Annotated in this window: 14 protein-coding genes; 1 reads left to right on the forward strand and 13 read right to left on the reverse strand. The window is 46.3% G+C overall.

The window, feature by feature from the left end; translation table 11 throughout:
• Positions 1 to 4: 4 nt before the first annotated feature.
• The 5 genes from C0J08_RS20555 to C0J08_RS20575 form a co-directional block, all read right to left on the reverse strand.
• Positions 5 to 1,957: a TRAP transporter permease gene (locus C0J08_RS20555; protein ID WP_212653753.1), complete on the reverse strand. Its 1,953-nt coding sequence runs from the start codon at positions 1,955 to 1,957 to the stop codon at positions 5 to 7.
• Between the two features lie 10 nt (positions 1,958 to 1,967).
• Positions 1,968 to 2,906 (reverse strand): TAXI family TRAP transporter solute-binding subunit, encoded by a 939-nt coding sequence (locus C0J08_RS20560; protein ID WP_212653754.1) that lies wholly within the window; start codon positions 2,904 to 2,906, stop codon positions 1,968 to 1,970.
• A 99-nt stretch (positions 2,907 to 3,005) separates the two neighbouring features.
• The gene (locus C0J08_RS20565) at positions 3,006 to 4,109 is read right to left on the reverse strand and encodes an ABC transporter substrate-binding protein (protein WP_212653755.1); all 1,104 of its coding nucleotides are present in this window, start codon (positions 4,107 to 4,109) and stop codon (positions 3,006 to 3,008) included.
• Positions 4,099 to 5,529: a sensor histidine kinase gene (locus C0J08_RS20570; RefSeq protein ID WP_212653756.1), complete on the reverse strand. Its 1,431-nt coding sequence runs from the start codon at positions 5,527 to 5,529 to the stop codon at positions 4,099 to 4,101. Before C0J08_RS20570 ends, C0J08_RS20565 begins: the two co-directional genes overlap by 11 nt.
• The gene (locus C0J08_RS20575; protein ID WP_212653757.1) at positions 5,522 to 6,193 is read right to left on the reverse strand and encodes a response regulator transcription factor; all 672 of its coding nucleotides are present in this window, start codon (positions 6,191 to 6,193) and stop codon (positions 5,522 to 5,524) included. Before C0J08_RS20575 ends, C0J08_RS20570 begins: the two co-directional genes overlap by 8 nt.
• A gap of 295 nt (positions 6,194 to 6,488) precedes the next feature.
• Here C0J08_RS20575 and C0J08_RS20580 point away from each other — a divergent pair, with 295 nt between their 5' ends.
• Positions 6,489 to 7,385: an EamA family transporter gene (locus tag C0J08_RS20580; RefSeq protein ID WP_212653758.1), complete on the forward strand. Its 897-nt coding sequence runs from the start codon at positions 6,489 to 6,491 to the stop codon at positions 7,383 to 7,385.
• Positions 7,386 to 7,396: 11 nt separating this feature from the next.
• Here C0J08_RS20580 and C0J08_RS20585 read toward each other — a convergent pair whose 3' ends face one another.
• The 8 genes from C0J08_RS20585 to C0J08_RS20620 all read right to left on the reverse strand — a co-directional run bounded on the left by C0J08_RS20585 (position 7,397) and on the right by C0J08_RS20620 (position 16,573).
• Entirely contained in the window at positions 7,397 to 8,227 is an 831-nt protein-coding gene (locus C0J08_RS20585) for an ion transporter (RefSeq protein WP_212653759.1), read from the reverse strand.
• A 177-nt stretch (positions 8,228 to 8,404) separates the two neighbouring features.
• Positions 8,405 to 9,826: an aldehyde dehydrogenase family protein gene (locus C0J08_RS20590; RefSeq protein ID WP_212653760.1), complete on the reverse strand. Its 1,422-nt coding sequence runs from the start codon at positions 9,824 to 9,826 to the stop codon at positions 8,405 to 8,407.
• 12 nt (positions 9,827 to 9,838) lie between these two features.
• On the reverse strand, positions 9,839 to 11,281 hold the full coding sequence (locus C0J08_RS20595; RefSeq protein ID WP_212653761.1) for a flavin-containing monooxygenase: 1,443 nt from the start codon (positions 11,279 to 11,281) through the stop codon (positions 9,839 to 9,841).
• 10 nt (positions 11,282 to 11,291) lie between these two features.
• Entirely contained in the window at positions 11,292 to 12,050 is a 759-nt protein-coding gene (locus C0J08_RS20600) for an SDR family NAD(P)-dependent oxidoreductase (RefSeq protein ID WP_212653762.1), read from the reverse strand.
• 56 nt (positions 12,051 to 12,106) lie between these two features.
• Positions 12,107 to 13,069 carry a carbohydrate kinase family protein gene (locus C0J08_RS20605; protein ID WP_212653763.1) on the reverse strand — a complete coding sequence of 321 codons (963 nt, stop codon included), beginning with the start codon at positions 13,067 to 13,069 and terminating at the stop codon, positions 12,107 to 12,109.
• Between the two features lie 10 nt (positions 13,070 to 13,079).
• Positions 13,080 to 14,063, reverse strand: a complete 984-nt coding sequence (locus tag C0J08_RS20610) for an ABC transporter permease (protein WP_212653764.1) — start codon at positions 14,061 to 14,063, stop codon at positions 13,080 to 13,082.
• Positions 14,064 to 14,072: 9 nt separating this feature from the next.
• Positions 14,073 to 15,062 carry an ABC transporter permease gene (locus tag C0J08_RS20615; RefSeq protein ID WP_212653765.1) on the reverse strand — a complete coding sequence of 330 codons (990 nt, stop codon included), beginning with the start codon at positions 15,060 to 15,062 and terminating at the stop codon, positions 14,073 to 14,075.
• Complete coding sequence (locus tag C0J08_RS20620) at positions 15,059 to 16,573, reverse strand: sugar ABC transporter ATP-binding protein (protein ID WP_212653766.1); 1,515 nt, start codon at positions 16,571 to 16,573, stop codon at positions 15,059 to 15,061. The genes C0J08_RS20615 and C0J08_RS20620 overlap by 4 nt, the downstream gene beginning before the upstream one ends.
• Between the last annotated feature and the right edge of the window lie 35 nt (positions 16,574 to 16,608).

Here is a 16,608-nt window from a genome sequence, read left to right on the forward strand (position 1 = left end):
CTAACTAAGATTCCGCTTTAAGTGTTGTATTGGATTTTGTTTGAATACTGGCTTTAAACAACAAGCCAGCAAGCAGAACAATACCGATTACTCGAGCCCCCATAACAGCAATAGAGGTATCTGTTGCCGCTGCAGGCCATGCAATAAGTACAGCAGCAACAACATATAACAAACGCGTTACCCAAGATAAGTTCTCACGTAACCAGCCAGAAAAACCGATACTCATGGAAGTCGTTGCCAAGGTTGCAAACACAATCGCGGCCATTACGCTCTCCGTTGTTCCGATCAATAAAACCCCAGGCATGGTGACAAACAAGAACGGCACTAAGAGTTTTACAAAACCCAAACGCATAGACTCAACCGCCGTTTCATTTGGTTCCGCCCCGGAAATAGTCGAAGCCGCATAAGCAGCCAATGCGACAGGTGGCGTAATCGCCGACACCAAACCAAAGTAGAAAATAAACATATGCGCTGACAAGGTTTCCATACCTAATTGCGTCATTGCAGGCGCGACCAATACTGCGAGTAATAAATACGCCGCCGATGTTGGTAATCCCATTCCTAAGACGAAGGATGCCAATGCAGTGAGCAACAAGACGGCCCACAAATTGCCATCGCCCAGTTCAATGATCAAACCAGACAACATTAAGCCCATGCCGGTAAGGTTCAATATCCCAATAATCACACCAGCAGCAGCAACGGCGGCAACAATAGGTAAAGTTGAGGACAAAGTCTCTTTACAAGCAGAGATGATATCTAACGGATTGATACGAGTGGCTTTTTTCCACGGACAAACCAGCAACCCAGCAAGAATTCCCATAACCGCAGCTTGGGTTGGCGACTTGCCTGAGATCATCAAGCCAATCAACACCACCAAGGGAAGCAAAAGATAACTCTTCGTTCTCAGGGTGTTAATCAAAAGTTGCAATCCTGCTTCGGTGTCTCTTGCTAAGTTAAGACGTCCTGCTTCTAGTCGAACAGAAATCATCAAAGCCAAAATATACAAGAGTGCGGGAACTAAGGCGGCTAATGCCACTTCGGCATAAGGAATTCCAATCATTTCCGCCATCAAGAAAGCCGCTGCGCCCATCACTGGCGGCATAATTTGTCCAGCCGAAGATGCCGCGGCTTCAATCGCACCAGCTAATTTGGCGCTGTAACCGACACGTTTCATCAGTGGAATAGTAAAAGTACCAGTGGTCACTACGTTTGCCACAGCACTGCCATTAAGGGAGCCTAGCAATGCACTCGATAAAGCCGCAGACAAACCTGGACCACCTTGCACTCGTCCAGTCAAACCACGAGCCAAATCGACAAATACTTCCCCCGTACCAATCTTAGTTAAGATGGCACCGAATAAGCCAAAGAGGAAAATATACTCAACGGCGACCCCCATTGGCACACCATAAACCCCTTCTGTCGATAACATCAAAGTAGAGGTTAATCGGCTAATGTCATAGCCGCCGTGACCGTATTTACCCGGTATTAGATAGCCAAAGTAGGCATAGAGAAAAGCGAGCGTCATTAGAGCAATTAATGCCCAACCTACGGCGATACGCACAAAGACAAATACCACCATAATTAAAGCAATAAAGATCCATCTATCTTGCTCTACTGACATAGCGCCACGCATGACAATATCAATGTAGTAATGCCACAAGTAAGGCCCCGGAATTAACGCCAGCAGCGCGAATAGATAAAACACCCCACGCCCGACGAGACTTTTGTACCTCAGTGCATAGAACAACATGGCCGCTGCCGCAACTAAAGAGAAAAACGACGACCTCAATAGTAATGCGGTGATGCCGCCATAATAAGCTCCGTAAAGTACAAGACCGGCGATTCCAGCGGCGATCACACTAAACAATAAAGAGACTGCTAGACGTTCCTTGCTACCAGCGAATTTTGATTCAAGGAGCAAGCTTTGAAAGCCATTGCTGGAACCTGAGTTCAACATGATGACGCTCCTATTTACCGCTTACTTCGTCATAGTATTTTTTCGCACCTGGGTGCAAAGCAATAGGAGTACGCTGCGCTGTTTTTAACGTAATTGCTTTCGCTTGAGGGTGAATCTGACCAAGCTCATCTAGATGAGAAAAAATTGTTTTAGTGATGTTATAAATTTTGCTCTGATCTTCTTTACCACTGGTAAACAAAATCGCCGGATCATTAATCATCACAACTTGTTTTGTTTGATCAGGATACGTTCCTGCAGGTAAAGAGTATGCTTGGTAGAAAGGGTATTTTTGGATCAAGGTATCCAGCTTAGCCACATCCGCTGACAATAACTTCATGTCGGTCTGTGAATCTAGATCAATCAAAGAGGAAGTCGGAGCACCAGCCAAAACCACCGTAGCGTCAACTTGGCCGTTAACCAGTGCTTTTACCCCTTCATTATAAGAAAGAAAACGTGGTGTTATATCGTCAAAAACGCCATATTCTTGCAACAAGCGCGTAGCTAATACAGCCGCATTACTGCCTGGAGGCCCCATGCTGACACGTTTGCCTTTTAACTGTTCAAAAGAGTCGACACCATTTCCGGAAATCGTTGCTACCTGCAATACGGCTGGATACAAGTAGGCAATACCAGCAACATCTAATGGCCCACTCACTTTAAATGGACCTTTGCCATTTTTTGCTTCAAACAGTGTCGAAGAAGAGGAAAGCCCCAGTGTCATTTGTCCTGCAGCAACACGATGGTTATTCTCCACTGACGCACCTGTCACTTCAGCTCGTGCCGTCGTATTTTCCATATACTTATTAAGTGTTTCAGAAATACCTGCGCCAATTACATAAAACAAACCACCGGTTCCACCTGTACCAATGGATACACGTTCTGCAGCTTGTACAGGACTATTAACTAAAGTCGCACACAGAGCACTCGCTATAAGCAGTTTTTTAAACATAGTATTCTCCAAATTATTTTTGTTTTGTTATTGCCTAAAACACTCTAGCGAGGAAACCTTTCATGAACCTTTCATGGCCATTTTATATAAAATAAAAAGCTATGGTGTGGAATCATTAGGGGCATACAACATGGCACTGTCCCACTCATGATAAATAAGCCGTTTTTTTGCATCGTCTGTTTGGAGAAGTAACTCTAGCCCAAGAGGAATTGGACGAAAAATCCCATGCGGTAACTTACTCAACTCATCACGACTATATGGACCTTTCACCTTGGTACTAATTGGCGTAACACCAGATTGATTAGCAAGTATATGCTGCCCTTCTGGAGACAATAAAAGATCAATAAAACGCTTCGCTAACGTTGCTTGCTTAGCATCGCGAGGGATAAATGCGGTACGCATAATAATGGTCGTATAATCCGTCGGCATGATGGTCTTAATCCACGAGTATGCTTGGGACCATTGATAAGAATAAGCACCTACCAGGTTATAAGCGACAAATATTTGCCCCTTTAGCAGCGCATTCAGCATTAATGAAGTCTCGGTATAAAGCCGAGCTTGATGTGTACCAAACGCTTCTAATAACCTTCCATAACTGCGAGATTGTTGTCCATCATAAGCCCACGCCAAATAACCAAAACCTGACTGCTGAATATCAAACAACCCTATTTTATCGTCTAAAAGGTGGTTCTTACTGCGGATCAAATTCAACAACTGTTCGCGACTTTGAGGCAAAGCGGCTCCAGCCAAAATATCAGCGTTGATCGCTGTCACTATTGGCTCGTAAGTAAAACCAAACAGCTCATTTCGCCAATGAGAATCCTTGGGGACATTAACAAGCTCTGGCGAATCATAAGCCAATGCATAACCATCGTTTGCCAATTTAAACTGAAGATCCATCGCAGGGCTAAGCATCACATCAGGTCGAGTATTTGGTTGTGATATAAATTGCTCATAAAGGTGTCGAGTATTCGATTCAGTGTAATGAATAGCGATATTCGGATACCTTTCTTGATATGCCCTAAACAAAGGTGAAATTGCCTGATGATTTATAGCGCCATGGACAATAAGAACCGCTTCTTGTTGGTTCAGTTTTTTATCCAAGCTTGGAAAAGCAACATAGCTGCTTTGTTGCCCTGAATCAGCAAAGACCATCTGACTAAGCAAAATGAAACAAAGTCCCAGCAAGCAACTAACTTTCATAAGAAAGCCCTTTTTGTTGGGAAAAAATAACTTCCACAATCAGCCCGGTTGGTTGATTGTCTTTTAAATGAAATCGAGCGTCATGGTGCTCTGCGACTTCTTTTGCTATCGATAGACCAATTCCAGAACCCGACGCAAAGTTATCCGGACTACGATAAAAATACTCAAAAATATGTTCCTTATCCTGATCTGGAACCCCCACTCCTTGGTCTCGAATTTGTAACACGATCGACGTCTGAGATAGCTCATCCATCATCATTAATTCAACTTCAACGACACCGCCTTTTGGGCTGTATTTGATCGCATTTTCAATGATGTTTTGTAGCATTTGTTTAAGCGCGAATTCATCTCCTTTAATAGTAACTTGGATGTCTCCTATATATTCAATTTCAACCTGTCGCTCTAATGCCCAAACCACTAACTCGCGACAAGTCTCTTTGATCACATGATCCAAAGCGACAGGACTAAAAGGGTGACTCTGATAACGATGCGTCAATGTAGCGCGGCTAAGCAGCTGATTAACCGTATTAGTCAATACATTGCTGCTCTCTAAAATATGTTGCAGTTGCTTTTGACGTAGCTCTTCATCGGTTTCATCTAGGGCATTTTGGGCCTGTGAGTTTAGACCTGCCAAGGGAGTACGTATTTGATGGGCCGCTTCCGCGGTGAAGCGCTTTAAACGAATTAACGTATTATCCAGTTGAGCCATAAAGTAATTAATGCTCTTTAACAAAGGCGCTATCTCACTGGGTACCTTGGCTTCCAGTGGCGATAGTTCTTGGGGAGAACGTTCTGTAATGGCTTGTTTGATTGCTTGCAATGGCTGTAATACTCGCCAAATAACAAAAAGCAATAAAAGCAAAGTGATAAAGAAGAACAAGGTAACAAACTGCAGAGCCATATGACTAATTTCGGTCGCGGCAGCACGTCGTGCGTCTAGTGTTTGCCCAACAATAATAAAGACATCGTTCACGCTATCCGCCTCTAATAAGCGCTTTCCCAACGCCACAAACCGCACCGTCTCACCGTGATACATGGCTTCATAATAAATAGGAACAAATTTCTCTTTTTCGATGGATTGCTGAAGCAACTGGGTGAACGGAATACTGGGAAGATCTTTATACCCTGTCAGCACCTGATACTGTCCATTCATAATGGAATAAAACGCGCGATCTGAGGTAGATAACGCCAAGGTTTCAAAAGCAGAAACAGGTAAATCGATAAAAAACTGCGAATCCAAGAGGTTAATATTCTCGGCCATCTGCAAAGCGGAACCATATAAAAGCCGATCATAAGACTCTTTTGCCGCCCTATTCGCATAAATATGCGCACTCCAAAGAGCAATCACATTAATCACGATCAATACCGTCGCAACCATTAAAATCAATTGCCGACGAATCGACGTAGTCGCCTTAGCCACGATGTTTTTCCAGCAAATAACCCAAGCCACGAATGGTTCTAATATTGATATCACTGCCTTGCAAGGATTTGCGCAAGCGCGCTACGTAGATTTCAATCACACTTGGATTTGGGTTTTCATTAAAGTTATAAATATGCTCGATTAAGGCTTCTTTACTTAAAACTCGACCCGTGTGACTAATAAAGACTTCTAATAAACGAAATTCTCGTTGTTTCAGGTCGATAAGATGACCGTCTACCGTCACTGAGCATGCCTGAAGATCTAAACTAACATTGCCATACTCTATGGTATTTTGTGCTTGCCCTTGACTACGTCGAAGCAAGGCACGACAGCGAGCTTCCAGCTCGCCAAAATCCACTGGCTTCGTCATATAGTCATCTGCGCCTAAATCTAATAACTCAATACGATCTTTAATACCATCACGCGCAGTCAGCACAATAACCGGCGTATTAGAATGTTTTTTCCGAAGCGTCTGTAAAATTTGATTGCCTGTCATATCTGGCAGGTTTAGGTCTAAAAGCATGAGATCATACTCTTGCAAAGCCAACATTTGATTCGCTTGTAAACCCGTCTGGGCAAGATCAAGACCATGCCCCATTCGACTGATTCTTTGACTGATGGCCTCACCTAAAATCCGGTCATCTTCCACTACTAAAATACGCATGATACTAATTGCTCTTGTGACGTCTTTATTGTTATAAGGCAGATTGAATATAGGCGATCTTCCAATCTTTCTTACAACCTTGTCAATTTAACCTATATTTTGACCTGAAAGAATGGACTATCTCTCCTATCAATACATCAAAGAAAAAATGAATACTGGGCTTTTTTAATTACAGGTACGATTGCCGGTCTGTATCCTTCGTTCTTTCTTTATCTGTCCATGTGCAAGACCACCGAAAACACGTAAGGTGGTTAGTTTACTTTTCACCTCAGCATTCTTAAGTTAAGGACTCAACATGATTCGCAAAGATATGTTTTTGGCACTGCTCATTATTTTTGCGTGGGGCTTTAACTTTATCGTTATGCGTTGGGGACTGGATGAGTTAACTCCCATGATGCTTGGCGGATTACGTTTTCTCGTTATTGGTATGATTGGCTGTTTCTTTTTCTCTCGACCTAAGACGCCGCTGCTTTGGTGTATAGGTTATGCTCTGTCGTTAAACTTCGGGCAATTTGCGTTTTTATTCAGTGCTATGTCCTTTGGTATGCCGGCTGGATTGGCTTCTTTGGTGCTGCAATCTCAGGCCATTTTCACCTTACTATTCGCCATCTTGTTATTAAAAGAAACCATTCGGCCCTATCAGGTATTGGCCATAGGTATTGCTATTGGAGGCTTAGCGGTCATAGGTTTTGACAATGAAGACACCACCATGTCGGCACTGGGTTTTGGATTAACGCTTGCGGCGGGCTCAAGCTGGGCATTGGGTAATATTTTCACCAAGATCATCAGCCGAAAAGGTTATGACACTAACTTAAACATGATTGTATGGTCGAGTTGGATTCCACCGATTCCTTTCTTTATTTGCGCTTACCTCATAGATGGTCCAGACGTAATGTGGAACAACCTCACTGGACTAAACTTCAAATCGATTTCATCGCTGGCCTATTTATCCATCTTTGCGACATTGGCGGGGTATGGTTTGTGGAGTCATCTATTGTCTCGCTACCCTGCAGCAACTGTCGCACCTCTTACCTTGGGCGTTCCCGTGGTTGGCTTAACATCAGCCGAGATCTTTCTGTCAGAAACGGTGAGTTCTATGCAATGGATAGGAATTTTAATCGTTTTGCTGGGGTTAATGTTGAACACATTCGGTGGCCGCTGGCTAAAGAAAATTAGCCAGCGCACCGCTTAAATGACTAGAACCTAATCTTTTTTGTCTTGCTGCGCGTCGATTTTATCCGCAAGACGCGCCACTTGAGCTTGCAATTCAGAGATTTGAGAAACCAAGGCTTGATGATGATTCTCTTGGTTTTCGTGCTCTTCTTGCGCGGTTTCACGCGTCATCACATCCAACACCACACCAACCATCATGTTTAAAAAAACAAACGCGGTGAGAAAGATAAAGATGATGTAGAAAATCCAGCTGAATGGATAAACGTCCATCGTCTCGTACATCACATCCGTCCAATCTTCGAACGTGGCAACGCGGAACAGCGTCAGCATTGAGATAGCAATATCCCCCCAAAGGGTCTCATTCACTTGATGGAAAAAGATAGAGCCAACCGCCGCGAAGATGTAAAAAATGATAAACATCAACAAGGCGATGTAGCCCATTTTCGGAATGGCTTTCAGCAAGGCATTAATCAAAAAGCGTAAGTCTGGAATGATCGAGACCAAACGTAAAACGCGGAAAACTCGTAACAGACGAGCCACCAAAATCATTTCTGTATTCGAAATGGGCACCAAGCTACCAATCACAATAACCGTATCGAAAACGTTCCAAGGATCCTTAAAGAAGCGACGTTTATCATCACAAGCGATAAAGCGCAGCGACAGCTCTACCAAAAAGAAGACAGTAATAAAATTGTCTAAATAGTTAATGGCCGTATCAATGCCATAGGGTAAAGAATAGGTTTTTGCACCAACGGTTAAGGCAGCAACCACAATGATACTGATGATGAAACCTTGGAACCACACACTGCGCTCAATACGCTTTATCGTAGCAAACCAATTTCCAGAACGACTCACTTCCATTATTTTTCTACACCTAATATGCAATCTTGAAAACCTGCATTAAAGACAGGTAGCGCCATATTAAGTTCATATCATGAAGAAGAAAAGAATCGGTAGATAAAATGCCCACTTTATAGGTGGGCAAACCCGCTGGGAGTAAACGCAGCTAGAGTGGAGTCATATCAAACACTGTAGAGCTTAGGACCAACCTGCGGTGGACTTTATTTCAAGATAGTCATGCAGCCCCCATTTACCGTGCTCACGACCATTGCCTGATTGTTTGTAGCCGCCAAACGGGGCTCTGGCATCCCAAGCAGCATTGTTAATCCAGATCGACCCAACACGCAGGCGCCGCGCAATATAGCGTGCCTTATCTAAATCTGGGCACTGCACATAACCAGACAGACCGTACACAGTATCGTTGGCAATTCGTATCGCCTCATCGATATCTTGATATGGGATAAGCGTAATGACTGGCCCGAAGATTTCTTCACGTTCAATCGTCATACCTGGTGTTACATCAGCAAACACGGTGGGCTTAATGTAGAACCCTGACTCCAACCCTTCAGGGCGACCAAGCCCGCCGCTCACTAAGGTTGCACCTTCTTCAATACCAGACTGAATCAGAGACTGGATACGCGTAAATTGCAGTTGATTCACCACAGGACCAAGACTCACCGCTTGTTCAGGGTGACCCACGGTATGTGCTTCTGCGGCTTCTTTGGCGTATAGCTTCGCTTGTTCCATTTTGTCGGCTGGGACCAGTAAACGTCCGGGTGAACGACACGCCTGACCACAGTTTACAAAACACGCTCCGACCCCTTCAAAAATCGCAGTTTTTAGATCGGCTTCAGGCGTTACGATATTGGCAGATTTGCCTCCTAACTCTTGAGCAACACGTTTGACCGTTTCCGCTGCCGTTTTGGCCACCGCAATCCCCGCGCGAGTCGATCCCGTAATCGAAATCATGTCCACGTCAGGGTGGGCAGAAAGCGCTTCCCCAGCTACCTCACCATAGCCCGTAACATGGTTATAAACGCCTGCCGGAAAGCCTGCCTGTTCGATCAACTCGGCAAACAGCAGTGAAGAGAGCGGAGAGTACTCAGATGGCTTTGCCACCACGGTGCAGCCCGCGGCCAAAGCTGGAGCGACTTTCACCACGAGTTGGTTCATGGGCCAATTCCAAGGTGTAATCAAACCGCACACACCAACAGCCTCGTAGGATATCTGCGTGTTGCCCTGCATGGTGTCCATTTCAAGCTCATCCAGTGCGTCAATCGCCGCTTCTAGGTGAGCCCGCCCTACCCACGCCTGAGCGTCTTTTGAAAACGACAAAACGGTTCCCATTTCTTTCGTCATCAGTTGAGCAATCTCGTCGTAACGCTCGTTATAAAGCTCTAGTAGCCGACGCAACAGCGTCAGCCGCTCTGCTTTACTGGTCAATTGCCACGCGTCAAACGCTTGGCGGGCAGCTTGAACGGCATCGTTCACATCTTGCTCATTGCCCATCGGGATATCATAAAGAAAGCTTTCATCTGCGGGGTTAATGAGTGGATGCTTTGCCGTACCGTGGGGCGTCACCCATTGGCCATTGATATAAAATTTATCGATATTGTTCATCGTTGTTTCCTTCTAACGCAAAGACGTGGGTTTCAAGCCGAAACGCATCGACTCTTGCTGTAGTTGCTCATAAGCATCGGGAATTGCATCAGGGCCAACCAATTTGAACGTCAGCGCCGTCACCGGATGATGATGAATCAGTGTCGCAACATCTTCTGGCACTTTCCCTTCTGGGTCTGAACCATTCAATCGCGCAAATTTGATCGTCTGCATATGTTGGTAGAGATCCTTACCTTTCTGGTTCACACTGTCATTGCAGGCGGTTCGGAGTGTGTCTTCATCTAGAGGTATCAAGCCGCTCCAACTGTAAGCGAGATAACGAGCTTGTTGTTCCAGTACAGGCAAGTAAGGGCCGATTTGTCCCCACAATCCCATGAAGGCTAGGTTCGGTACATCTGGGTGAAAGGTATGATTTGCTAAGGTAATGTGTTTGTTGGTTACGTTTAGCTGTTGCCGTAACTCGTCACTCAAAAATGGTAAATTCAAGGTATACCCTGTACCAAAGATAATGCCGTCAAAGTCCGCTTGGCTACCATCGGTAAAGTGGACAACTCGGCCCTCTACTTTTTCGATCCAAGGTTTACAGGTAATTCTATTTTCTGCGATCAGATGCAAAAAATTCTGACTGCCCGTCGTCCCCGCAACAAGCACATCTTCGTCAGGTTCTGGAGCCCCATACCAAGCAGGGTTACCTGAATATTTCAGAATGAATTCTCGTGTCTCCACCGCCCATTCCTCTGGTGTTGCCTGCTCTTGCCAAAGCGCGGCACTCCGAGTGAAGGCATAACATTCTGTTGGCGTACCTGTGATCAATTTAGGCATCACATATCGCTGGCGGCGCATCGTGGTTGTAACACTTTCTGTGCCGAGCATAGCCAAGTCAGACGCGATTTCTAATGATGAGATATTCCCCCCAGCGACGAGCACTTTTTTGCCGCGGTAGCGTTCTGGGTCGTCATAATTAAAGGCATGAATCACACCACAGTCACCTGAGAACTCTGCTAAGCCCTCAATCTTCGGGATGTCAGGCGTGTTGTAAGCGCCTGTTGCAATCACCACTTTATCGAAGGTTTTGTGTTGCACCTCACCATCATGATCAAGCTCAAGATGCCAAACGCCCTCTACCCGTGATAACGATGTGAGACGTGTCTGAGTCTGCAATACACTGTCTAGCTCAAACGCGCTCAAATAGTCTTTTAAGTATTGCTGAATCTCCGTATTTTTCGGGAACAGTGCGATGTCATCTTTATGATCAAGATCAGAAAAGCGCGTCACCATTCTCGCAGTATTCGTACGCATTTGGGGCCACACGCCTGAGTTTGGGTTTTTGCATGCCCATTGCCCTCCGACGTCACTGTGGCTCTCATAAATCACTGGGGCAAAGCCTTGTGACTTCAAATATCGGGCCGCCGCGATCCCACTTGGCCCCCCACCAATAATTGCTACCGATTCCATCATAGCCTCCTTAGTGAAAGTAAATACCACCACATACGTTCAGTGCTTGCCCGGTCACAAATGCGCTTAAATCCGAGGCAAAAAACACCGCAGGCCCAACAATGTCACTCGGCTCACCTAGACGTTTCAGCGCCGCCACCTCTTTCCAATGATTGATGGCTTCTTCAGACCCAAGATTGTTTTTGCCCATTTCCGTTAAAATGATGCCGGGGCAAATGGCATTGACGGTGATGCCATCCATCCCCGTTTCTTGGGCATAGACACGTGTTAAGGTCACCGCCGTTGCTTTGGTTGCCGCATAATGCCCTTGTGTTGGCACACCTTGACGGGCGGCGATCGAGGCGATGTTGATGATGCGCCCATTTTTGCGCTGGCGCATTTGCGGTAGCACCGCATTGGTGACAAACAATAAGCCTTTACCATTCACCGCAAAGTGCGCATCCCAATCACCTTCACTAAGGTCTTCCAGTAATGACGGTTTAAGAATGCCTGCATTATTTACTAATACATCAATATGCCCAGCTTGCTCTGTCGCTTGCGCCACCATGTTTTCGACGGCACTCTTATCGGTAATATCTGCGCCAAACACCCAACATTTGCGACCAAGCTTTTCAATGGCAGACTTTGCTTCGTTTAACCCTTTTTCTTCACGTGGTAAATCACAAATCACCACATCCGCGCCATGCTCAGCCAAGCCTTCTGCAAGCGCTCGACCGATCCCACGGCTAGCACCTGTCACCAAAACAACCTTATTTGTTAAATCAGACATTGCGAACCTCTTATTCTTGTTTTAAATAGTTTGCGAATTTGGCAGACCCAGCCGCGCTAACTCGTTGCCGACATTGCTTTCAAAGGCCAATCGTTCATTGCCGACCATGTATCATCAAACGATGTTAATGTGCCGTCCGATCCAAGCCCCATCGCCACTTTTGCCGCTACCGCACCGGCAAATCGAACGCTTTCTTGTAACGTCCAGCCTTTAACCAGCCCGACAATGACGCCGGCAGAAAAGCTATCGCCACATCCCGTGGTATCGACGACATCAATCTCATGCGCCGCCAATGAGAATGGCTGCCCTTGTTCTGGGTCGACGTATACACCGTCTCCCCCCATAGTCAAGATGACATTTTTGACGCCTTTTTCTTTGAACCAATAAGCCACCTCAACAGGAGACTCCAAACCGGCCATCGCCGATGCTTCCTCGATGGAAGGTATGAAGTAGTCGATATACGGTAGCAGTGGTAACACTAACTCCGTGGTCTCTGGCGTTGCTTGAATCAAGTCAAACGTTGTGATGCGCCCAAGCTCTTTCGCTTTTTGAATAAAACGCAATGTCTTGGCACCGTCGAATGTGCGCAGTAACCCCGTGCCGCCAATATGAATAATGCGAGCATCCAAAGCGGCTTCCATATCTTCATCCGCCACATCAAAGGTCGCGGCCGTTCCCGGTACATGTAAGGCAGGACGCTCGCCATTGGGTCGCACAGGCAAAATGGTTGCAGAGGTTTGAACGCTTCCGTCACGTCTCACTAGCGTCGTATCAAGACCGAAAGCATTCATTTTATTAACTAAAAAGTCGCCCATTTCATCTGTGCCGACGGTGCTTACCATACGCGTATTCAAACCTAGAATGGCGCAGTCCACCGCGGTCGCCGCGGCTGTGCCTGCGACGGTCATCCGTATTTGTTCAATAAAGTCCGCGCGCCCTCCTTCGGGAATACGACTCACGGGATAGCCTAGGACATCCAGCACAGCAAAACCGACAGAACTTACATCAAAACTTGGCATTTTATTCCCCTTATTCCGCACGTTTTCGAAGGCCAAAAGACAAACCTAATACAATAAATACAAGCAGCCCGATCCCAACTTGCTGCCAGAAGAAGTTCAAACCAAGCAGCAGCAACCCATTTCTCAACATTGCCAAGAACAACACACCTAAAATGGTACCGAACACAGAAGGTTTGCGTTCTTTACTAATGGCGGTACCGATAAACGTCGCGCCAATGGCATCCAGCAAAAAGGCGTCTCCCGCAAGCGGTACATAGGAGCGCACTGTTGAAGACAACAACACACCGGAAATGCCACACAAAACCGAGCACGAGACGAACACTAAGGTGAGCTGAAATGGCACTCGAATACCTGAGTATTTGGCCACACCAGGCTGCGCGCCTAGAGCACTCACATAACGACCAAATTTACCGCGATGCAACGCAAGGTAAACGGCTATGACGCAAGCCACTAATACGAGAAACGGTGTTGGAATGCCAAACAAAGACGTACGAGTGATCGCTTCAAACGGTGCCGCGAACTCACTTTTTGTCAGATAAATCGGTACACCACCAGACGTCGCCAGTTGCTGTACCGACTTACCAATAAACAGCACCCCGAGTGTCGCTAAGAACGGATCGATCTTGAGCTTATTGATCAACAGAGAATTGGTTAGCCCGACACAAGCCGCGACTAAAATAGCGACGATGACAGCAAACACACCATGATGTCCCGCGCCAATCATCATAATAAACGCCATAGAAGCGAGGTCGATCGACACGCCAACAGACAAATCAATCCCACCTGCTGCGATAACGATGGTCATTCCCAAGGCGACAATCGCCAGCAGGACCACTTTGTTCGCAATCAAATTGGAAAAGTTATCGAAGTTCAAAAAGCCTTCGGCCGTCATCGAAAACAGAATAAATACACCGATAAAGGCAACGTAAACCGCTTTGTGCGACATCGACTCGAGGGACATTTTTGGGGTAAGCGTTTTATTATTAACAGTCATATCCTTCCCCTATGATTTTTTTGCAAATGAAGTAACGGCCACGACCACTAGAATCAGAGCGCCTTGTACGCCGCTTACCCAGTAAGAAGAGATACCTAGTAGCTGAAAGCCATTCGACAATGCGCCGATAAACAATACCGCCAATAACGTACCGCCAATGGTCGGCACAAAGCGCCGTGAAAAGACCGCACCAAGCAGCGCTGCCGCCAAGACAGGCAACAACAACAGTCCAGTGCCAGGCGTAGATGCGCTTAACCGCGCAACGATTAATATCGAAGCTGCGCTCGCAGCAAAGCCTGAAAAGAGATAACTGCCATACACATATCGCCCCGCATAGATGCCCACGGATTTAGCGGCTTCGACGTTGCCACCAACCGAATAAAGCCGTAACCCCACTGGGCTATAATGCACAATAGCAACCATCAGGGCGGCACCAATGATGAGACACCAAGCCAGCGCGCTGATACCAAGGAATTTACCAAACGCAAGGGTGTCAAGAAGAGGTGACGCGGCACCTATCACGGTGTTTTGCGTCACCGCCAGCTCTAACCCCGCTGCGATATTCATGACAGCGAGCGTACTCAATAACGGCATAATGCGCAGTGTCACCACGGCAAAGCCATTGAGAAAGCCGACACACAAACCGGTAGCAATGGCCGCTGGAATCGCCAAACTATCGCCATAACCGCGCTCTAACAATACCGCATACACCGCCGCACAGAGACCCGCGTTGGCAGCAATTGAAAGATCGATACCGCCTTTTTGCACATCGGTCCCAGTGCCGATAAACACCACCGTAATACCGAACGCTAAAAAACCTAAAATCGTCGATTGCTCAATGATATTGAGTATGTTGTAACTTGTGGTAAAGCCCCTCGCTGTCACAGCAAAGAACACCATAATCCCTAAAAACGCCGCGAATGCACCGAGCCGTATCGCCATTTTTTGTAGGGTATAACCATTTGAATTCATGTCGGACTTGAACAGTTGGAGCTTCATACTGCACTCCTATTTATCGTTATTTTTTTACCCGAAGCGGCTGCGAGCAGTTGCTCAGAATTAATGCTACTGCCTTCGTACTCACCGATAATTTCGCCCTTATAGATCACCAGCACTCGATCACACATCTCTGCTAACTCTTCAAAATCAGAGGAGACAAACACAATCCCTTTACCTTCCGCCGCCAATCGGTTAATCAGCCCATAGATTTCGATCTTAGAGCCTACATCAACGGCTACAGTCGGCTCATCCAATAAGTACACTCGGCTATCACATGACAACCATTTGGCAACGACCACTTTCTGTTGATTACCACCTGATAGGTTTCGCACCAGCATGTCGCCACTTGGTGTTTTAACCCCAAGCTCTTCGATCAATGCGTCGACTGATTCGATTTCTTCTTGGCGATTCACAAACCCTCTCTTGGAGATTTTGTCGACCGAGGCTAAGGTGATGTTTTCAGCGATAGAGAGATTGACGGCAACACCGTGCGCACGGCGATCTTCCGGTATCATGGCAATACCATTTTCTACAGCGTTAACAGGGCTTCGGAATTTATGAGGTGTGCCATCGATAGAAACCGTACCGCTGTCAGGTGGTAACAGACCAAACAAGCTTTGCAGTACTTCCTTATCACCCGATCCAAGCAAACCAGCCAGACCGACCACTTCACCCGCGCCAACTTGAAACGACACGCTGTCGAAATGGCTGGCTAGGCTGAGATTGTCCACTTCCAAAACGGGCGCACCGACGTCGACATTACGTCTTGGGTACATCTCGGAAGTGTCTCGATTGGTCATCATGGTGACGATCTTTTCGATGCCGACTTCTTTTGGTGACACTTGGCCGACATTTTCACCGTTACGCAATACCGTCACCGTGTCACAAATACTCTCAATTTCTGACATGTAATGAGAAATGAATACAATGGCGATGCCTTCCTCTTTTAGGCGACGTAACACTGTAAATAGGCTTTCCACTTCTTTCGTAACCAACGCTGCGGTCGGCTCGTCTAGCACGAGGACTTTTGCGTTCTGGCTGAGAGATCGCGTAATCTGCACGATTTTCTGCTGTGCCGTAGATAAGTCGGTTATCAGCGTTGTTGGATCCAGCTCCAAATCAAAGTATCGCTGCAACAGCTCTGTTGCTTGCGCATTCATCTTTCGGTGATTAATAAATGGTCCAAAGGTTGGCTCATTACGCAAAAAAATAGCTTCGGCTACCGTTGCGGTGCTAACCAGTAAACGATCTTGGTGAATGAAATGAATGCCGCACTTCTCGATGATCTTCGGGGTAATACTTTTTAGCTCTTTGCCCTCGACAAAGATAGAACCCTCATCGTGACGATAAATCCCCGCCAAGACTTTAATAATAGTGGATTTACCCGCACCATTTTGACCAACAACCCCATGAATCGTCCCGTACTCAATAGTCAACGATGCTTGATTGAGTGCTTTGACAGGTCCAAATACCTTGGATACGTCTCGCATTTCTACTGCGACTGAATTCATGATTCCCCCTAAGAAAATAGGCGGTTAATCATACC

Source organism: Marinomonas sp. CT5, from assembly GCF_018336975.1.
In the GTDB taxonomy this organism is placed as follows: Bacteria; Pseudomonadota; Gammaproteobacteria; order Pseudomonadales; family Marinomonadaceae; genus Marinomonas.

Excerpts from the sequence above, each read along its gene's own strand:
- C0J08_RS20620 (WP_212653766.1), bottom strand. The coding sequence starts at position 16,573 with ATGAATTCAGTCGCAGTAGAAATGCGAGACGTATCCAAGGTATTTGGA.
- C0J08_RS20585 (WP_212653759.1), bottom strand. The coding sequence starts at position 8,227 with ATGGAAGTGAGTCGTTCTGGAAATTGGTTTGCTACGATAAAGCGTATT.
- C0J08_RS20560 (WP_212653754.1), bottom strand. The coding sequence starts at position 2,906 with ATGTTTAAAAAACTGCTTATAGCGAGTGCTCTGTGTGCGACTTTAGTT.
- C0J08_RS20575 (WP_212653757.1), bottom strand. The coding sequence starts at position 6,193 with ATGCGTATTTTAGTAGTGGAAGATGACCGGATTTTAGGTGAGGCCATC.
- C0J08_RS20555 (WP_212653753.1), bottom strand. The coding sequence starts at position 1,957 with ATGTTGAACTCAGGTTCCAGCAATGGCTTTCAAAGCTTGCTCCTTGAA.
- C0J08_RS20615 (WP_212653765.1), bottom strand. The coding sequence starts at position 15,062 with ATGAAGCTCCAACTGTTCAAGTCCGACATGAATTCAAATGGTTATACC.
- C0J08_RS20600 (WP_212653762.1), bottom strand. The coding sequence starts at position 12,050 with ATGTCTGATTTAACAAATAAGGTTGTTTTGGTGACAGGTGCTAGCCGT.
- C0J08_RS20605 (WP_212653763.1), bottom strand. The coding sequence starts at position 13,069 with ATGCCAAGTTTTGATGTAAGTTCTGTCGGTTTTGCTGTGCTGGATGTC.
- C0J08_RS20565 (WP_212653755.1), bottom strand. The coding sequence starts at position 4,109 with ATGAAAGTTAGTTGCTTGCTGGGACTTTGTTTCATTTTGCTTAGTCAG.
- C0J08_RS20580 (WP_212653758.1), top strand. The coding sequence starts at position 6,489 with ATGATTCGCAAAGATATGTTTTTGGCACTGCTCATTATTTTTGCGTGG.
- C0J08_RS20610 (WP_212653764.1), bottom strand. The coding sequence starts at position 14,063 with ATGACTGTTAATAATAAAACGCTTACCCCAAAAATGTCCCTCGAGTCG.
- C0J08_RS20590 (WP_212653760.1), bottom strand. The coding sequence starts at position 9,826 with ATGAACAATATCGATAAATTTTATATCAATGGCCAATGGGTGACGCCC.
- C0J08_RS20595 (WP_212653761.1), bottom strand. The coding sequence starts at position 11,281 with ATGGAATCGGTAGCAATTATTGGTGGGGGGCCAAGTGGGATCGCGGCG.